This is a genomic window from Rugamonas rubra (assembly GCF_900114705.1).
Classification (GTDB): domain Bacteria; phylum Pseudomonadota; class Gammaproteobacteria; order Burkholderiales; family Burkholderiaceae_D; genus Rugamonas; species Rugamonas rubra.
This window is the reverse complement of the sequence record NZ_FOTW01000023.1, coordinates 92,177-109,994: the sequence shown is the minus strand read 5'-3', so window position 1 is coordinate 109,994 and position 17,818 is coordinate 92,177. Positions and strand designations below refer to the sequence as shown.

General features: G+C 65.8%; 16 protein-coding genes and 1 riboswitch. Of the genes, 2 read left to right on the top strand and 14 right to left on the bottom strand.

Going from position 1 to position 17,818, the window contains the following annotated elements; genetic code table 11:
* Nucleotides 1-41: 41 nt before the first annotated feature.
* The 9 genes from thiE to BM252_RS22610 all read right to left on the bottom strand — a co-directional run bounded on the left by thiE (nucleotide 42) and on the right by BM252_RS22610 (nucleotide 10,405).
* Nucleotides 42-680: a thiamine phosphate synthase gene (gene thiE / locus BM252_RS22650; protein WP_093389946.1), complete on the bottom strand. Its 639-nt coding sequence runs from the start codon at nucleotides 678-680 to the stop codon at nucleotides 42-44.
* A 49-nt stretch (nucleotides 681-729) separates the two neighbouring features.
* Complete coding sequence (gene thiD / locus BM252_RS22645) at nucleotides 730-1,545, bottom strand: bifunctional hydroxymethylpyrimidine kinase/phosphomethylpyrimidine kinase (RefSeq protein WP_245774390.1); 816 nt, start codon at nucleotides 1,543-1,545, stop codon at nucleotides 730-732.
* Nucleotides 1,542-2,333 (bottom strand): thiazole synthase, encoded by a 792-nt coding sequence (locus BM252_RS22640; protein ID WP_093389944.1) that lies wholly within the window; start codon nucleotides 2,331-2,333, stop codon nucleotides 1,542-1,544. The genes thiD and BM252_RS22640 overlap by 4 nt, the downstream gene beginning before the upstream one ends.
* Nucleotides 2,334-2,450: 117 nt before the next feature.
* Nucleotides 2,451-2,654: a sulfur carrier protein ThiS gene (gene thiS, locus BM252_RS22635; RefSeq protein ID WP_093389943.1), complete on the bottom strand. Its 204-nt coding sequence runs from the start codon at nucleotides 2,652-2,654 to the stop codon at nucleotides 2,451-2,453.
* Between the two features lie 7 nt (nucleotides 2,655-2,661).
* Nucleotides 2,662-4,578 (bottom strand): phosphomethylpyrimidine synthase ThiC, encoded by a 1,917-nt coding sequence (gene thiC, locus BM252_RS22630; protein WP_093389942.1) that lies wholly within the window; start codon nucleotides 4,576-4,578, stop codon nucleotides 2,662-2,664.
* Nucleotides 4,579-4,660: 82 nt separating this feature from the next.
* A riboswitch (TPP riboswitch) is annotated at nucleotides 4,661-4,766 on the bottom strand.
* Nucleotides 4,767-4,859: 93 nt separating this feature from the next.
* Nucleotides 4,860-5,261, bottom strand: coding sequence for a hypothetical protein (locus BM252_RS22625; protein WP_139236671.1), 402 nt, complete (start codon nucleotides 5,259-5,261; stop codon nucleotides 4,860-4,862).
* Nucleotides 5,262-5,376: 115 nt separating this feature from the next.
* Complete coding sequence (locus BM252_RS22620; RefSeq protein WP_093389940.1) at nucleotides 5,377-6,888, bottom strand: methyl-accepting chemotaxis protein; 1,512 nt, start codon at nucleotides 6,886-6,888, stop codon at nucleotides 5,377-5,379.
* Between the two features lie 290 nt (nucleotides 6,889-7,178).
* On the bottom strand, nucleotides 7,179-8,786 hold the full coding sequence (locus BM252_RS22615; RefSeq protein ID WP_093389972.1) for a M28 family metallopeptidase: 1,608 nt from the start codon (nucleotides 8,784-8,786) through the stop codon (nucleotides 7,179-7,181).
* 137 nt (nucleotides 8,787-8,923) lie between these two features.
* Nucleotides 8,924-10,405, bottom strand: a complete 1,482-nt coding sequence (locus BM252_RS22610) for a DUF4214 domain-containing protein (protein ID WP_174900634.1) — start codon at nucleotides 10,403-10,405, stop codon at nucleotides 8,924-8,926.
* A 231-nt stretch (nucleotides 10,406-10,636) separates the two neighbouring features.
* Between BM252_RS22610 and BM252_RS22605 the strand changes: the two genes are divergently transcribed.
* Nucleotides 10,637-13,444 carry a valine--tRNA ligase gene (locus BM252_RS22605; protein WP_093389938.1) on the top strand — a complete coding sequence of 936 codons (2,808 nt, stop codon included), beginning with the start codon at nucleotides 10,637-10,639 and terminating at the stop codon, nucleotides 13,442-13,444.
* A gap of 161 nt (nucleotides 13,445-13,605) precedes the next feature.
* Nucleotides 13,606-14,064, top strand: coding sequence for a DUF2147 domain-containing protein (locus tag BM252_RS22600; RefSeq protein ID WP_093389937.1), 459 nt, complete (start codon nucleotides 13,606-13,608; stop codon nucleotides 14,062-14,064).
* Nucleotides 14,065-14,130: 66 nt separating this feature from the next.
* Here the strand turns inward: BM252_RS22600 and BM252_RS22595 are convergent, their stop codons facing one another.
* From BM252_RS22595 to ruvC, 5 genes are all read right to left on the bottom strand, one after another.
* The gene (locus BM252_RS22595) at nucleotides 14,131-14,580 is read right to left on the bottom strand and encodes a YaiI/YqxD family protein (protein WP_093389971.1); all 450 of its coding nucleotides are present in this window, start codon (nucleotides 14,578-14,580) and stop codon (nucleotides 14,131-14,133) included.
* On the bottom strand, nucleotides 14,580-15,635 hold the full coding sequence (ruvB, locus tag BM252_RS22590; RefSeq protein ID WP_093389936.1) for a Holliday junction branch migration DNA helicase RuvB: 1,056 nt from the start codon (nucleotides 15,633-15,635) through the stop codon (nucleotides 14,580-14,582). The genes BM252_RS22595 and ruvB overlap by 1 nt, the downstream gene beginning before the upstream one ends.
* 190 nt (nucleotides 15,636-15,825) lie before the next feature.
* A complete protein-coding gene (locus BM252_RS22580) occupies nucleotides 15,826-16,539 on the bottom strand; it encodes a phosphoribosyltransferase (RefSeq protein ID WP_093389934.1) in 714 nt (237 codons plus the stop codon).
* A 100-nt stretch (nucleotides 16,540-16,639) separates the two neighbouring features.
* Nucleotides 16,640-17,221 (bottom strand): Holliday junction branch migration protein RuvA, encoded by a 582-nt coding sequence (gene ruvA / locus BM252_RS22575; protein WP_093389933.1) that lies wholly within the window; start codon nucleotides 17,219-17,221, stop codon nucleotides 16,640-16,642.
* Nucleotides 17,222-17,257: 36 nt separating this feature from the next.
* On the bottom strand, nucleotides 17,258-17,794 hold the full coding sequence (gene ruvC / locus BM252_RS22570) for a crossover junction endodeoxyribonuclease RuvC (protein WP_093389932.1): 537 nt from the start codon (nucleotides 17,792-17,794) through the stop codon (nucleotides 17,258-17,260).
* Nucleotides 17,795-17,818: the final 24 nt, after the last annotated feature.

Here is a 17,818-nt window from a genome sequence, read left to right as displayed (position 1 = left end):
CAACAGCCCATTATAGGACCGAATCGCTCGCCATGGCGCTTTTATCGGCCCGTGTTGCGCGCCGCGAACAGGGCGTTGAACTGGCCGACCGCCAGCGCCGGCTCGTCGGCCAGGTAGACGCTGCTGATGGCGGCCACCAGGTCGGCGCCCAGCGCCACCAGCGGCGCCGCGTTGGCCGGCGTCATGCCGCCGATCACCACGGCCGGCACGGCGATGCTGGCCGCCGCCCGGGCGACGATGGCCGGCGCCGTGGTCACCTCGTACTGCTTGACGCGCGACGGGTAGAAGCCGCCGAAGGCGACGTAGCTGGCGCCGGCCGCCTGGGCGGCGACGGCGCGCGGCAGGTCGCCGTAGCAGGAGGCGCCGACGATCTTGTCAGGCCCCAGCGCGGCGCGCACGGCGGCCACGCCGGCGTCGGTGCCGCCGACGTGGACGCCGTCGGCGCCGATCTGCTGGCACAGCTCGGTGTAATCGTTGATCACCAGCGGCACGCCGTGGCGCCGGCACAGCGCCAGCAACGCCCGCGCCTGCCGCTCGCGCAGCGCCGGGCCAGCGTCCTTATGGCGGTACTGCAGCAGGGCGACGCCGGCGCCCAGCGCCCGCTCCGTGGCGGCCAGCAGCTTGTCGGTGTCGTCCCAGTTGGGGGTGACCAGATACAGTCCTTGTTGAATCGCTTTCATGGTGCTCTCAATCGTATCGGATGGATGGTGGCGGGTGGCGGGTGGCGGCTCAGCGGCGCGGCATGCGCTGGCCGTCGGCGATGGCGTAGGCGTCGGCCAGGGCGTGCTGGCAGTATTGCTGGGCGCGTTGCAGCGCGCGCTCCATGGTCAGGCCCTGGGCCAGCAGGCCGGCGCAGGCCGAGGCCAGCGTGCAGCCGCTGCCGTGGAACTGGCCGGCCAGGCGCGGCCAGCGCCACAGCTGCTCGCGGCCGGCGCCGTACCAGCGGTTGACGACGACGTCGCCGTCGTCGTCGTGGCCGCCGGTGAGCAGCACGTGGCCGCAGCCGCGCGCGCGCAGCGCCGCCGCCTGCGCGCCCGGCGTGGTCTGCCCGGTCAGCGCGCGCGCCTCCGGGCCGTTGGGCGTGAGCAGCGTGGCCAGCGGCAGCAGCGGCGCCAGCGCCAGCACGGCGTCGTCGCGCGACAGCAGGTCGCCGTGGCCGCTGGCCAGCACCGGGTCGAGCACCACCGGCAGTTGCGGCTGCAGGCGGCGCAGCCGTTCGATCAGGCCGGCGATGGCGCGCGCGTTGGCGGCGCTGCCGGGGATGCCGATCTTGACGGCGGCGATGGCGATCTTGCCGATCAGCGCCTCGGCCTGGCGCAGCAGCAGTTCCGCCGCCACCGGCTCGACGGCGTGGACGCGGTCGTTGTCCTGCGCCGTCAGCGCCGTCACCACCGTCAGCGCGTGGGCGCCCTGGGCGGCGACGGCCTGCAGGTCGGCCGCCAGGCCGGCGCCGCCGGACGGGTCGACGCCGGCGAACACCAGCACGGCGGCGCGGCGCTCGCCGCCGCGCCGTTCGCCGCGCCCGGCGCCGTCGGCCATGCTCATGCCAGCCGGCCCGCCATCGGCGACGACGGCGAGGCGGCGAAGCGCTTGTCGATGCGGCCGGCGAGGAAGGCCTCGCGGCCGGCCTGCACGCCCAGGCGCATGGCGCGCGCCATGCGCACCGGGTCGCGCGCGCCGGCGATGGCGGTGTTCATCAGCACGCCGTCGCAGCCCAGCTCCATGGCGATGGCGGCGTCCGAGGCGGTGCCGACGCCGGCGTCGACCAGCACCGGCACCTTGGCCTGCTCGATGATCAGCGACAGGTTCCACGGGTTGAGGATGCCCATGCCGGAGCCGATCAGCGAGGCCAGCGGCATCACCGCGACGCAGCCGATCTGCTCGAGCAGCTTGGCCTGGATCGGGTCGTCGCTGCAGTAGACCATCACGTCGAAGCCGTCGCGCACCAGCGCCTCGGCGGCGATCAGGGTTTCCGGCATGTGCGGGAACAGGGTCTTCTCGTCGCCCAGCACCTCCAGCTTGACCAGCTTGTGGCCGCCCAGCAGCTCGCGCGCCATCTGCAGGGTGTAGACGGCGTCCTTGGCGGTGTAGCAGCCGGCCGTGTTGGGCAGGATGGTGTACTGCGACGGCGGCAGCACGTCGAGCAGGCTGGGCGCCTTCGGGTCCTGGCCGATGTTGACGCGGCGGATCGCCACCGTGATGATCTCGGCGCCGGCCGCGTCGGTCGCCTCGCGCGTCTGCGCCAGGTCCTTGTACTTGCCGCTGCCGACCAGCAGGCGCGAGGTGTAGCTCTTGCCGGCGATGGTCAGCAGGTCTTGGTTTGCTTGTGTCATGTTGTTTCTCCTGAATGGGTTTGCCGGCGCACCCCGCAGCGCGTTTGCGGGAGCGCCGGCGTCCGCACTAAGGGGTCAGACCCCGTACGGGGTCTGACCCCTGCCTTGGCCTGGGGCTTAGCCGCCGCCGATGGCGCGCACGATTTCGACCTTGTCCTGCGGCTGCAGCACGCGCTGCGGCCATTGCTGGCGCGGCACCACGCTGCGGTTGACCGCCAGCGCCAGCGCCTGGCCACTGAGTTCAAGCTCGTCGATCAGCGCGGCCAGCGTGTGCCGTGCCGGCACCTGGCGCGCCGCGCCGTTGAGTTCAATCGCAATCATCGCCGCCTCACAACTTCCGATACAGCTCGGCGCCGTTCTTGACGAACTCGATCGCCTTCACCGTCATGCCCTGCTCGAGCGCCGCGCCGTCGCTCATGCCGTTGGCGGCGGCGTACTCGCGCACCTCTTGGGTGATCTTCATCGAGCAGAAGTGCGGCCCGCACATCGAGCAGAAGTGCGCCACCTTGGCCGAGTCCTTGGGCAGGGTCTCGTCGTGGAACTCGCGCGCCTTGTCGGGGTCCAGGCCGAGGTTGAACTGGTCGTCCCAGCGGAACTCGAAGCGCGCCTTGGACAGCGCGTTGTCGCGGATCTGCGCGCCCGGATGGCCCTTGGCCAGGTCGGCCGCGTGCGCCGCGATCTTGTAGGTGATGATGCCGTCCTTGACGTCGTTCTTGTCCGGCAGGCCGAGGTGCTCCTTCGGCGTGACGTAACACAGCATGGCCGTGCCGTACCAGCCGATCAGCGCAGCGCCGATGCCGGAGGTGATGTGGTCGTAGCCGGGCGCGATGTCGGTGGTCAAAGGTCCCAGGGTGTAGAACGGCGCCTCGCCGCACTGGTCCAGCTGCAGGTCCATGTTCTCCTTGATCAGCTGCATCGGCACGTGGCCGGGGCCCTCGATCATCACCTGCACGTCGTGCTGCCAGGCGATCTGGGTCAGCTCGCCCAGGGTCTTCAGCTCGCCCAGCTGGGCCTCGTCGTTGGCGTCGTAGATCGAGCCGGGCCGCAGGCCGTCGCCGAGCGAGAAGGAGACGTCGTAGGCCTTCATGATTTCGCAGATCTCGTTGAAGTGCGTGTACAGGAAGGATTCCTTGTGGTGCGCCAGGCACCACTTGGCCATGATCGAGCCGCCGCGCGAGACGATGCCGGTGAGCCGCTTGGCGGTCATCGGCACGTAGCGCAGCAGCACGCCGGCGTGGATGGTGAAGTAGTCGACGCCCTGCTCGGCCTGTTCGATCAGGGTGTCGCGGAAGATCTCCCAGGTCAGGTCCTCGGCCTTGCCGTTGACCTTCTCCAGCGCCTGGTAGATCGGCACGGTGCCGATCGGCACCGGGCTGTTGCGGATGATCCATTCGCGCGTTTCGTGGATGTGCTTGCCGGTCGACAGGTCCATGACGTTGTCGCCGCCCCAGCGGATCGCCCAAGTCATCTTCTCGACCTCCTCGCCGATCGACGAGGTGACGGCCGAGTTGCCGATGTTGGCGTTGATCTTGACGAGGAAGTTGCGGCCGATGATCATCGGCTCGATCTCCGGGTGGTTGATGTTGGCCGGGATGATGGCGCGGCCACGGGCGATCTCCTCGCGCACGAACTCCGGCGTGATCTCGGCCGGGATGCTGGCGCCGTAGTTCTGGCCCGGGTGCTGGCGGCCCATCAGGTCGGCCAGGCGCTGGCCCATCGGCCCGGAGCCCTTCAGGTTCTCCAGGTACTCCTTGCGGCGCATGTTCTCGCGGATGGCGACGAACTCCATCTCCGGCGTGACGATGCCCCGGCGCGCGTAGTGCATCTGGGTGACGTTGGCGCCCGCCTTGGCGCGGCGCGGCAGGCGGTGCAGGTTGAAGCGCAGCTCGGCCAGCGCCGGGTCGGCCAGGCGGGCCTGGCCGTATTCGGAGCTCGGGCCGGCCAGCTCCTCGGTGTCGCCGCGCTCCAGGATCCACGGCAGGCGCGGCGTGGCGGCCAGGCCGGAGCGGATGTCGATCACCGCGTCCGGGTCGGTGTAGGGGCCGGAGGTGTCGTAGACGTAGACCGGCGGGTTGGCCTCGAAACCGAATGAGGCCGGCGTGTCGGACTGACTGATTTCGCGCATCGGCACGCGGATGTCGGGACGGCTGCCCTGCACGTAGATCTTGCGCGAGTTGGGCAGCGGCGCGATGGCGGCTTGGTCGACCACGGCGGTGGCGGAGAGGAATTTCGGATTGGCGTTCATTTGGCTCCTTGGTTGGCTACAGGAGCCAGCAAAGGAGGGTTGGACGGCGCCGGCGCGGGGTCGAATGGCGTGGATGACCCGGCGGCAAAATCCTAAGCTTCCCTTCGCTGGCATTATCCAGATCAGGTTCGGAGGGTATTTCTCACCCAGCCGCCGCGATGCGACGGCCAGGACCCCTAGCGTGTGCCGCCTTGCGGCAGCGGTGGCAATTATACATCGGGCGGCGCCGGCGCCAAGCGCCATGTGCGAATTCGGCGCGGCGGCGGCCCGGCCCGGCGCGGCTAGCGCGTCGGCGCGGTCTGGTAGATGGTGGCGGCCCAGGGTCCGGCCGGCCGGCCGCCGCAGGTGTAGGTTCCGCTCGCGCCGCCCACATGGATCTTGCCAGTGTAGACGCAGGCGCCGTTGCCGCGCGTGATGCGCACATTGTCGCCATTGATGCTGATGACAATGTTCGCTTCCTGCAGTTTTTCGCCGTTGGGGTTGCTGAACGAGCCGCTGAAGGTGGGGCCGGACTGTTGCACCCAGTCCCAGGTCCAGCCGCAGCACTCGCCGCCGTGCCAATGGCGGCCGCGCAAGGCGTCCACGGCGCCGGGCAGGTTCTCCAACTGCGCCGCCGCCTGGCCCGCCACGCCGCCCAACAGTAGGGCACCCGCCAGGACGCGGCTGATTGTCGATCGCATCATATTGCCTCCGAATGTGACTAGTCCGACCCGCCATCCAGTCTAGTGCGCGCCTTCCGTCCACGCAACGATTCGATCGCCTCGCGCCATCGATACAACAGGCAGGCGGCGCGCGCCGTCAGACCTTGAACAGGCTGACGATCTGCGCCAGGCCGGCGGCCTGCTCGTTCATCGACTGGGCGGCGGCGGCGGCCTCCTCCACCAGCGCGGCGTTCTGCTGCGTCATGTTGTCCATCTCGGCGATGGCGTCGTTGATCTGGTCGATGCCCGAACTCTGCTCCTGGCTGGCCGAGCTGATCTCGGCGACGATGTCGGTGACCCGGCGCACGCTGTCGACCACCTTGTCCATGGTGCTGCCGGTGGCCTCGACCAGGCGCTCGCCGGCGGCGACCTTCTCGGCCGAGCTGTTGATCAGTTCCTTGATCTCCTTGGCCGCGCCGGCCGAGCGCTGCGCCAGGTTGCGCACCTCGGAGGCGACCACGGCGAAGCCCCTGCCCTGCTCGCCGGCACGGGCCGCCTCGACGGCGGCGTTGAGCGCCAGAATGTTGGTCTGGAAGGCGATGCCGTCGATCACGCTGATGATGTCGCTGATCTGCTTGGACGCCTCGTTGATCGCGCCCATGGTCTCGACCACCTGGCCGACCGCACGGCCGGCCTGGGTCGCCACCTCCGAGGCGGAGATCGCCAGCTGGTTGGCCTGGCGCGCGTTGTCGGCGTTCTGCCGCACGGTCGAGGTCATCTCTTCCATGGTCGAGGCGGTCTCCTCCAGCGCGCCGGCCTGCTGCTCGGTGCGCGCCGACAGATCGTGGTTGCCGGCCGAGATCTCGCCGGAGGCGGTGGAGATGGCGTTGGCGTCGCTGCGCACCTGGCTGACGATGTGCGCCAGCTTGTCGCGCATCGCCAGGATGGCGAACAACAGGCTGGACTTGTCGGCCGGCGCCAGCGTGATCGGCGTGGTCAGGTCGCCCTGGGCGATCTGGCCGACGATGCCGACGGCGTAGTCCGGCTCGCCGCCGAGCTGGCCGAGGATGCGGCGCAGCATGTGCCAGGCCAGGCCGCCGACCACCACCATCAGGGCCAGGCCCAGGCCGAGCAGGATGGTGGCCTGCTTCCAGAAGCGCTCGTTGATGTCGTCGATGTAGGTGCCGGTGCCGATCAGCCAGTTCCACGCCGGGAACTTGATCACCGCGTACATCTTGGCGACCTTCTCCTTGACGCCGGGACGGGTGCCCTCCTGCTCGACGATGCCGATGCGGCCGCGGGCCAGCGCGTTGCGGTAGCCGTCGCCGCTTTCCTTGGTCTGCACCTTGCCGATGCGCTTGGCGTCCGGGTGGGCGATCAGCACCTCGGAGGTGGCCTCGCGCACGAAGTAGTACATCTCGTCCTTGTGGAAGCTGCTCAGGGTCTGCACCGCCAGGCGTTGCGCGTCCTCGCGGCTCATCTTGCCGGACTGTTCCTGCGCGTAGGCCTTCTCGACGGCGGCGTTGGCCAGCTCGACCAGGTTGCCCAGTTGCGCGCTGCGCTCCTGCATCATCGTCGCGCGCAGGCTGAACAGCGAGACAGTGGCGATGCAGACAATGCCGAACAAAGTGGCGGCGCAAAGAAGAAGTATACGGGTGCTGAGTTTCATGTTGTTCTCTCGTGTGGATGGCCGCTGTGGTCGGGCCAAGCAGGAGGAGCCGGGGCGGAGGGCTGGGCCTGGAATCGCGCGCCGACCGGCCGCCGTGGATGGCGGGTGCCTGCGCGAAAAAGTGTTTTCAGGCAACATTATAGCAGCCGGGGCCGGCATCTCCAAGAAATCAGGTGGGCGGCGAGCCTTGCTTGCGAAAGTGCGGGGCGAGGGAAAGAAGGCGAAAAAAGGACGGCCGCTATCTTGGCCGTCCCGGCAAGATTTCCTTGCCGACCTGGATGGGAGGCGGCCTATTGCGGCCGGTAGGTCAAGGTCAAGGTGTAGCTCGACGCGCTGTAGCCGTTGAGCAGCACGTACAGGTCGCCGTTGGCGTTGACGGCGAGCGTGCAACTCTCGCTGCTGGTCGGGCCGTCCGACTTGCAGTCGTAGCTGCTGGTGGTGGGCGCGCTGCCCTTGCGCAGGTACAGGTCGGTGTCGCCGCTGCCGCTCAGGCTGGCGGCGAAGCTGCCGCCGGCCGCCACCTTGAACGGGCCGTAGTTCTTCTTCTGCCCCTTGCTCAGGCTGCCGCTGAAGGTCTCCGTGCGGTCGCCCGGCGGCGTCACGCCGGCGCCGTCGCTGCCCAGCTCGACGGCGTAGGCCAGCGCCATGCGGGCGAACTTGAGGGCGTGGTCGGCCTGGTTGCCGGAGTTGGCGTAGGTGTCGTTGGCGGTGTGGATGTAGGGGTTGTCCTGGCCCAGCGTGGTCTCGAAGGGCATCGAGCTCCAGTAGCCCTGCGCCGTCCACGAGGCGTGGTCGGAGCAGGCGTAGCCGCACTGGTCGTAGCCTATCTTCAAGGTCGGCAGGTAGGTGCCGATCAGCTTGACGACGAAGTCGTTCTGCGCGCTGTCGGTGTAGTCGGTGAACATGTAGATGTCGTAGGGCGAACCCTTGTAGTTGGTCATGTCGAGCTGCATCACGCCGACCACCTTGACGTTGTTGTTCTTGTGGTTCAGGGCGATGTCCTGCGAGCCGCGCAGGCCGACCTCCTCGGCGGCGTAGCCGATCAGCTTGATGGTGCGGCGCGGATGGTAGCCGGCCGCCACCATCGCGCGCAGCACCTCGGTCAGGCTGGCCACGCCGGAGGCGTCGTCGTCGGCGCCGGGCGCGCGCGTGGTCTCGCCGGTGCCGTTCTGGTTGATCGAGTCGAGGTGGCCGCCCAGCACCACCACTTCGCTGCCGTTGTCGCTGCCGGCGATGGTCAGGATCACCGATTTCTGCGGGTAGGAGGCATGGCTGAACTGGCTCACCGTGATGTCGCTGCGGCCGGCGGCGATGCTGCTCCAGCGCTGCTTGAGCCAGTCCGAGGCGTTGACGCCGTTGTTGGTGGTGTAGTAGCGGTTGGCGAAGGCCGACAGGTCGACGATGGTCTGGCCGATGTTGCTCGCCTGCATTTGCGCCAGCATCGGGTTGACCACGCTCTGCTGGTCGATCACGTAGGACGGCCGGGGCGTGGCCAGCAAGGAGGTCTTCAACGGCGGGCTCAGCGCGGACAGGCCGGCCGCCTCGCTGGGGTGGTACATGAAGCCGCCGCAGCGGCGCAGCTCCTTGTGCACAGCAGCCGACAGGGCGAGCATCTGCCGCTCGTCGACCTCGACCAGGTGGACGCGCTCGGCGCCGGCGCGCTGGCCGGGCGCCGCCTGGGTCTGCGTGGCGCGGCTCTCGCGGGCGATCGCCTGCGGCGCGATCTTTTGCAACTGGCCGTAGGCGGCGTCGCCGACGGTGATCCAGATCTTGTTCGACTGCAGGTTTGGCTGCGTGTTCGACTGCAGGTTTGACTGCATGTTCGACTGCGCGGCGGCGTGGCCGCCGGCGCCGGCCAACAGGCCGGCCAGCAGTACGGCGATGAGGCGTGGGGTCATGTCCATCTCCTTGTCATCCATTGAACTCCGGGCGGCCAACAGTATTCCGTTGCCGCGCCCCAGTCAAAAAAGTTGCATAAATCGACAAATAGAGGAAAAAATCACGCTTTTGAACAAGTAGGCCGATCGCTCCCGGTTTAGATGATCGGCGTGTACTCGATGCCATGTTGAATTGCGCCGATCACCTGAGCTTGGTTTTCCGGGCTTTCGCTGAAGAAGGCCAAGACATCGGCGCGGGTATTGCCCTGGCCGAAGGTGCTTAACCAGAAATCGAAGCCGCCCTGATCCGGCGCGCGGTGCAACACATTGCTGTACAGTTTGAGCAGGAAGTCGCGGTCGTTGACATTGCTGCCGTACAAGGAATTGAACTCACCGGAGTGCACGAAGGCGTCGGCCACCTCGCGCAGCGTATGGCCGGCGTCGAGCACCGAGATCCAATAGCTCAACCCTCCAGTATCGGGTTTGCGGTCGAAGGCGGCCTGGTAGGCGCGGTAGGCTTGGCCGCTGTTGCCCGCGATATCGAAAGCCACAGCCTTGTCGGCGAACTGCACACGCTCCACATTGGTCAACAGGTCGACGCCGGCGGCACCATTGGTCGTCACGTTGAGCTGGGCGCTGTCCTGCCCCACCTGATATTGGGCCCGACTGCCGGCGTAGCGCACCGTGTCGACGCCGCTGCCGCCATCGACACGGTGGTGGTCCGACACAATGGCAACGCTGTCGTTGCCGGCACCGGCGTCCAGATTGAGTCGGCCACCGCCGCCCGTGAGCGTGACCTGGTCCCTGCCGGCGCCGGCTGCCATAGTGAAGTCCTCACTCAAATTGCCAGGCAAGTTGAGGGCGATGGTGTCGTCGCCGCCGAAACGGCTGGCATCCAATAGCAGGCTCCTGTCGAGTACCTGGCCTGCGCCGAGATAGGTTGAAATATCGTTGATATACAAATGGCTGCCATCCCGGTAGTCGGTCGCGTATCGGCTGAGATTGCCAGTCACGCTGGCGTGGCCCAGGCCGTTGCCGATATCGACTAGGTTGCCGGACAAGTGGAAGTCGCCCTCGATGACCGACGACAGGATGAACTTGTCCGCTGCCGCGCTCACTTTGGCAACACTACCGCTGGTGTTGCCTGCACGATCTTGATACAGCGCCCCCTCGTAGCCGATGCTCACATTACCCCTGATCGCATCGTAGGATGGCGAATAACTCGGCAACAAGGTGGCGAGCTTGCCGGCGCTGGTCGTCCCCTGTCCACCAGAAATGCTCAACGAGTTGTTGACGATCTGGTAGTCCAGCGTGACGCGGCCCGAGCTGGCAAGGCTGACCAGCCCATCCTGGTGGAACTCGGCTCCGGTCACCGTCGCCGTGCCGCTTTGCGCATAAGGATCGGTCCGCACCACGCCGGTGTAGATGCGGTAGGCGCCATCGGAAAAATTGAGGCGCAGCGTGGATCCCAGGAAACTCCAGGAGGAGTAGTAGGTGTGCTGGTTGTTGACGTTGTGGCCGACCACGGCAATGCTGTCAAAGACCGCGCCAAGCGAGCCATTGTTTCCGGCCGGGTTGGTCTTGAGCGGGTTGTCGGTATTGAGCACATTCTGCGATAACTTGATGTCTATATTTGCCACGTCAATTCCCATTTTAAAAAATAGACAACATTATTTCATAGTGGAAAGGTATATTGGTGTAAATTTATACTTTTATTAACATGCGACAAGATCACCGCCGGACGGCGGCGCACGGACGGTCGGGGAATGTGTCCCGGGAGCGGCGAAAATTCGGCGTCGACGGCTCCGCCGCCACGCACGGCTTGCCGCGTCATCTATAATGATTGTTTTCGCAAATTTACAAGCCAAATCATGGAATTAGCCAAGTCTTTCGAGCCTGCCGACATTGAACAATTCTGGCGCAGCGAGTGGGAACAGCGCGGTTACTTCGCCGCCACCCTCGACGCCGGCAAACCTTCCTTCAGCATCCAGCTGCCGCCACCGAACGTCACCGGCACGCTGCACATGGGCCACGCCTTCAACCAGACGGTGATGGACGGCCTGACCCGCTACCACCGCATGCTCGGCCACAACACCGCCTGGGTTCCCGGCACCGACCACGCCGGCATCGCCACGCAGATCGTCGTCGAGCGCCAGCTGGACGCGCAGAAGATCTCGCGCCATGATTTGGGCCGCGAAAAATTCGTCGAAAAAGTCTGGGAGTGGAAAGAGAAATCCGGCTCCACCATCACCGGCCAGATGCGCCGCATGGGCACCTCGCCGGACTGGAAGCGCGAATACTTCACCATGGACGAGACCCGCTCGAAGGTCGTCACCGACGTCTTCGTGCGCCTGCACGAGCAGGGCCTGATCTACCGCGGCAAGCGCCTGGTCAACTGGGACCCGGTGCTGGGCACCGCCGTCTCCGACCTGGAAGTGGTGTCGGAAGAGGAAGACGGCTCGATGTGGTACATCAAGTACCCACTGGCCGACGGCAGCGGCTTCCTGACGGTGGCCACCACCCGTCCGGAAACCATGCTGGGCGACACCGCCGTGGCGGTCGACCCGACCGACGAGCGCTACCAGTCGCTGGTCGGCCAGATGCTCAAGCTGCCGCTGTCGCAGCGCGAGATCCCGATCATCGCCGACGAGTACGTCGACAAGGAATTCGGCACCGGCTGCGTGAAGATCACCCCGGCCCACGACATGAACGACTACGCCGTCGGCCAGCGCCACAACCTCGACATGCCGATCATCCTGACGCTGGACGCCAAGATCAGCGACGAGGCGCCGGCCGCCTACCGCGGCATGGACCGCTTCGCCGCGCGCAAGCAGATCGTCGCCGACCTCGACGCGCTCGGCCTGCTCGAGCAGGTCAAGCCGCACAAGCTGATGGTGCCGCGCGGCGACCGCACCGGCGTCGTCATCGAGCCGATGCTGACCGACCAGTGGTTCGTGGCGATGAGCAAGCCGGCGCCGGAAGGCACCTTCTTCCCCGGCAAATCGATCGCCGAGACGGCGCTCGACAAGGTCGCCAACGGCGAGATCAAGTTCGTGCCGGAAAACTGGAGCACCACCTACAACCAGTGGCTCAACAACATCCAGGACTGGTGCATCTCGCGCCAACTGTGGTGGGGCCACCAGATCCCGGCCTGGTACGACGAGAAGGGCAACATCTTCGTCGCCAAGACCGAGGAAGAGGCGCGCGCCAAGGCCCACGCCGCCGGCAGCACCGGCATGCTGCGGCGCGACGCCGACGTGCTCGACACCTGGTTCTCGTCGGCGCTGATCCCCTTCTCGACCATGGGCTGGCCGGAGGAAACGCCGGACATCAAGGCCTTCCTGCCGTCGTCGGTGCTGGTCACCGGCTTCGACATCATCTTCTTCTGGGTCGCCCGGATGGTGATGATGACCGCCCACTTCACGGGAAAAGTGCCATTTAACACGGTGTATGTGCACGGCCTGGTGCGCGATTCGACGGGACAGAAGATGTCCAAGTCGAAGGGCAACACGCTCGACCCGATCGACCTGATCGACGGCATCGACTTGGAGGGGCTGATCGTCAAACGCACCACCGGCCTGATGAACCCGCGCGACGCCGAGAAGATCGCCAAGGCGACGCGCAAGGAATTCCCCAACGGTATCGCCGCCTATGGCAGCGACGCGGTGCGCTTCACCATGGCCAGCTACGCCTCGCTGGGCCGCAACATCAACTTCGACCTGGGCCGCTGCGAAGGCTACCGCAACTTCTGCAACAAGATGTGGAACGCCACCCGCTTTGTGCTGATGAACACCGAGGGCAAGGACTGCTCGCCCAGCGAGGCGGACCTGTCGATGGCCGACAAGTGGATCATCTCGCTGCTGCAAAAGGCCGAGCTGGACGTCGCCAAGGGCTTCGAGGACTTCCGCTTCGACAACATCGCCAGCACCATCTACAAGTTCGTCTGGGACGAGTACTGCGACTGGTATCTGGAAGTGGCCAAGGTGCAAGTGCAACACGGCACGGAAGGCCAGCAACAAGCCACCCGCCACACCCTGCTGCGCGTGCTGGAAGTGGTGCTGCGCCTGGCCCATCCGATCATTCCCTTCGTCACCGAAGCGCTGTGGCAGACCGTCGCCCCGCTGGCCGGCAAGACGCTGAACCCGGCCGGCGATTCGATCATGATGCAGCCCTACCCGATCGCCAACACCGCGAAGATCGACGAGGCCGCCGAAGCCTGGATGCAGCAGTTGAAGGCGCTGACCGACGCCACCCGCAACCTGCGCGGCGAGATGCAGTTGTCGCCGTCGCTGCGCGTGCCGCTGATCGTCGAGGCGCGCGACGCCGCCGACCGCGCCGCGTTGGAGCTGTTCGCGCCCTACGTGCAGTCGCTCGGCAAGCTGGCCGAGGTCAACATCGTCGACGCCCTGCCGGAATCGCCGGCCGCCGTCTCCATCGTCGGCACCACCAAGCTGATGCTGAAGGTGGAGATCGACGTCAAGGCCGAGCGCGAGCGCCTGTCCAAGGAGATCGCCCGCCTCGAAGGCGAGATCGCCAAGGCCAACGGCAAGCTGTCCAACGAGAGCTTCGTCGCCCGCGCGCCGGTCGAGGTGGTGGCCCAGGAGAAGGAACGGGTCGCCAACTTCGGCGCCACGGTGGAGAAGATGCGCGAGCAGTTCGCCAAGCTGCCTGTCGCCTAAGTCTTTGCTTTGCAACAAAAAACCGGCCGCTGGCCGGTTTTTTTACGTCCCGGACAGGAAATAGCACGAGTGGTCAAATATTTTGCCGGCGGACGCTCACAAGCGATGACAGTTTGCTAAACTTGACCTCGCATAAAAACTAAACCTTTGGAGACAACAAAATGCGCTCAATCAAACAAGTAGCAATCATCGCCGGCACCATCGCCGCGTCCCTGCTGGCGGCGCCGGTGTGGGCCGACGAGGCCAGCCCGGTCGGCCTGTGGAAGAACATCGACGACGTCTCCGGCAAGCCGAAGGCGCTGATCCGCATCACCGAGAGCAACGGTGCGCTGCAGGGCCAGATCGAAAAACTGTTCCGCGCCCCCAACGAGGATCAAAATCCGAAGTGCGACAAGTGCGAGGGCGCCCGCAAGGACGCGCCGGTGCTCGGCCTGGTCATCATGTCGGGGCTGAAGAAGGATGGCAGCGAGTACACCGGCGGCGAGATCCTCGATCCGGACAACGGCAAGGTCTACAAGAGCAAGATGAACCTGGCCGACGGCGGCAAGAAACTCAACGTGCGCGGCTACATCGGCATTCCGATGCTGGGGCGATCGCAGACCTGGGTGCGGCAGGAATAAGCGCCACCCTCCTCCACGAAAAACGCCGCCGGACAGCTTGCTGCCGGCGGCGTTTTTTATCGCCGTTTACTTGATCTGCTTGCGCAGGTGACGGTCCAGGCTGTTGGCGAAGCTCTGCCGGTCGGACTGGCTGTAGGCGGCCGGGCCGCCGGTGTCGACGCCGCTGCCGCGCAGCTCGTCCATGAAGGCGCGCATGGTCAGCATCTGCGCGATGTTGTCGTTGGTGTAGAACTCGCCGCGCGGGTTGAGCGCGAAGCCGCCCTTCTTCAGCACGTCCGAGGCCAGCGGGATATCGCCGGTGACGACCAGGTCGCCGGCCGTCAGCAGGCGCACGATCTCCTGGTCGGCCACGTCGGCGCCGGACGGCACCTGCACCGAACGGATGAAGCGCGACGGCGGCACGCGCAGCAACTGGTTGGCCACCAGGGTCAGCTGCAACTGCGTGCGCTCGGCGACGCGGTACAAAATCTCCTTGACCACGGCCGGACAGGCGTCGGCGTCCACCCAGATCTGCATCATGACTCCCACAGCTCGCCGTTCGGGCCGACCCGGGGCGGCGTGACGCCGAAGTGCAGGTAGGCGGCCGGCGTGGCCACCCGGCCGCGCGGCGTGCGTTGCAGGAAACCCTGCTGGATCAAATACGGCTCGAGCACGTCCTCGATGGTGTCGGCCGCCTCGCCGATGGCCGCCGCCAGGTTGCCGACGCCGACCGGGCCGCCGCCGAACTTGAACAGCACCGCCTCGAGCAGCTTGCGGTCCATCACGTCGAAGCCGACCGTGTCGACGTCGAGCATCACCAGGGCGGCGTCGGCGACGGCCTTGGTGATGTCGCCGTTGCCCTTGACCTCGGCATAGTCGCGCACGCGGCGCAGCAGGCGGTTGGCGATGCGCGGCGTGCCGCGCGCGCGGCGGGCGATCTCGACGGCGCCGTCCGGCTCGATGTTGGCCTTCAGCAGCGCGGCGCTGCGCGTGACGATCTTGGTCAGCTCGGGCGCGGTGTAGAACTCCAGCCGGGCGACGATGCCGAAGCGGTCGCGCAGCGGGTTGGTCAGCATGCCGGCGCGGGTGGTGGCGCCGACCAGGGTGAACGGTTGCAGGTCCAGCTTGACCGAGCGGGCCGCCGGCCCCTCGCCGATCATGATGTCGATCTGGTAGTCCTCCAGCGCCGGGTACAGAATCTCCTCGACCACCGGCGACAGGCGGTGGATCTCGTCGATGAACAGCACGTCGTTGGCTTCCAGGTTGGTCAGGATGGCCGCCAAATCACCGGGACGCTCCAGCACCGGGCCGGAGGTCTGGCGCAGGTTGACGCCCATCTCGCGGGCGATGATGTTGGCCAGGGTGGTCTTGCCCAGGCCGGGCGGACCGAACAGCAGGGTGTGGTCGAGCGCCTCGCCCCGGTTGCGCGCCGCCGCGATGAAGATCTCCAACTGGTCGCGGATCTTGCTCTGGCCGACGTACTCGTCCAGATGCTTGGGCCGCAGCGCCCGCTCGATCGCCTCCTCGTTGGGCGAGGACGGCGTCGGCGCGATGATGCGTTGTTCGGTGAAATTATCGGTCTGGATACTCATGCAATCGATTCTTGAAGCCTACTATTTGGAAGGATATGTTGAGAAATCGGTGTCGAGCAAAAACGAAGTCCGCTCGGCCGCCGTCGTCAGTGTTTGCCGTAGCTCGTCCAGCTCGGCTTGCGTCAGCATGCGCGGGGTTCCCTTGGGAACTGTCGAGCTGGTCAAGGTTAACACCACGGGCTCCCCCTCGCTAGTGCCCGCCAAGATGCGCTTCGATGCGCTCCATGATTCTCTCAGCTGTTGGAGTTTGAATGAGATATCTTGCCTCCGAAGCAGTGAGGCAGTCGAATCCGAATCCAAAACGTTGCCGCCACCAATGTTCAATTTGTCCATGTTTGCACCTCAACGCGATCAATTGCTCGACAGTAGGAACCAATCTTGCCGAGTAAGTCTTGCCGGTCAATGCCGTTGCTCCGACAACATAGCCGCCATGCGCATGAATGTATCCACGCAGATTCGCTATTGTCCCACCCTGCCCGACAAAATCATCAACAATGACGTATTTTTTCCCCGCCACTACTGGCCCCATAAATTCGGCCTGGCGAGCCATTCTGGAAAAACCGTCCGCACCCGTGTGATTCACTACGTTCGCTTGCACAATGCGGCGCTCCACGGGCCAATTCAGAAAATGAGCGCAAAGGTTCGCCATTTCTGCCGGTATCGCATTCACACCGACAGCCTCCTCCGCATGAACAGCCAACAACGTTGGTGCATGTTTCCCGTATGCCTCCAGCATCGTCGATACTACGCTGCTCGACATCGTCTTCAATACTAGTTCGAACGCCGCATCGATATCTCCGGCTTTGGCCGGCAGATACGCCACATGACGTTTCACCACGCTTTCTGGCGCATGAATGAACACTTCTGGAAAATGGTTCCAGCTACAGCGCAATGGCAAGACCATGGCCACGCCCCCGGTTCGTTGAACAATTGAAACGACACGCATCGCTTCATCATCCCGCACAAACCCAGTCTAGCCATTGATCCTGCTTACTGCTTGTTGATTAGCCTTTCGACAGCGCCTTCAGCGCCAGCTTGATGCCATCGGACACGCCGCTGCCGGCCGGCACGGCTTTCAGCGCCAGCAACGCCTCCTTGTCCGAATAGCCGAGCGCGACCAGCGCGTTCAGGATATCAGATTGCGAGTCCGGCACGGCGTGCGCGCCGCCGCCGGCGCCGATGTCGGCACCCAGCTTGCCCTTGAGTTCCAGCAGCAGGCGCTCGGCGGTCTTCTTGCCGATGCCGGGCACCTTGACCAGGCGGCCGGTCTCCTGCAGCGTGACGGCCTGGGCCAGGTCGGCGATGGTCATGCCGGACAGGATAGACAGGGCCATGCGCGCGCCCACGCCGGTGATCTTGATCAACTGGCGGAACACGGCGCGCTCCTCGGCGTGGCCGAAGCCGAACAGCAAATGGGCGTCCTCGCGGATGGTCTGGTGGGTGAACAGCACCACCTTCTCGCCGACCCCGGGCAGGTTGTAGAAGGTGCTCATCGGCACGTCGACTTCGTAGCCGACGCCGTGGCAGTCGACCAGCAGTTGCGGTGGATTTTTTTCGAGCAATACACCGGAGAGACGACCGATCATCGAGTTACCTTTTTTGAAGAATGTTTGGGGGGGAAACTAGCCGACCAGGCGGCCGCGCTTCATGCGCAGGCCCGACAGGCCGGGGCCGATGGCGCTGATCAGCGCCAGCGTGTCGTGGCTGTTGGCGTGGCAGATCGCCACGCCGAGCGCGTCGGCGGCGTCGCTGCCGGGCAGGCCGGGCAGCGCCAGCAGGCGCGCGACCATCTCCTGCACCTGCTCCTTGGCCGCCTTGCCGTGGCCGGTGACGGCCTGCTTGACCTGCAGCGCGGTGTATTCGGCCACCTCGAGCTCGGCGTCGACCAGCGCGCAGATGGCGGCGCCACGGGCCTGGCCGAGCAACAGGGTCGACTGCGGATTGACGTTGACGAAGACTTTTTCGATCGCCGCGCAGTCGGGCCGGTAGGTGGCGGCCACCTCGGCGATGCTGCGCAGGATCACCTTCAAGCGCGCCGGCAACTCGCCCTCGCCGCTCTTGATGGTGCCGGACGCGATGTAGCGCAGCTTGTTGCCCTGCTTGTCGATGACGCCGAAGCCGGTCGTGCGCAAGCCAGGGTCGATGCCGAGAATAATCATCGTCAGATTGTATGCACTAAGGCA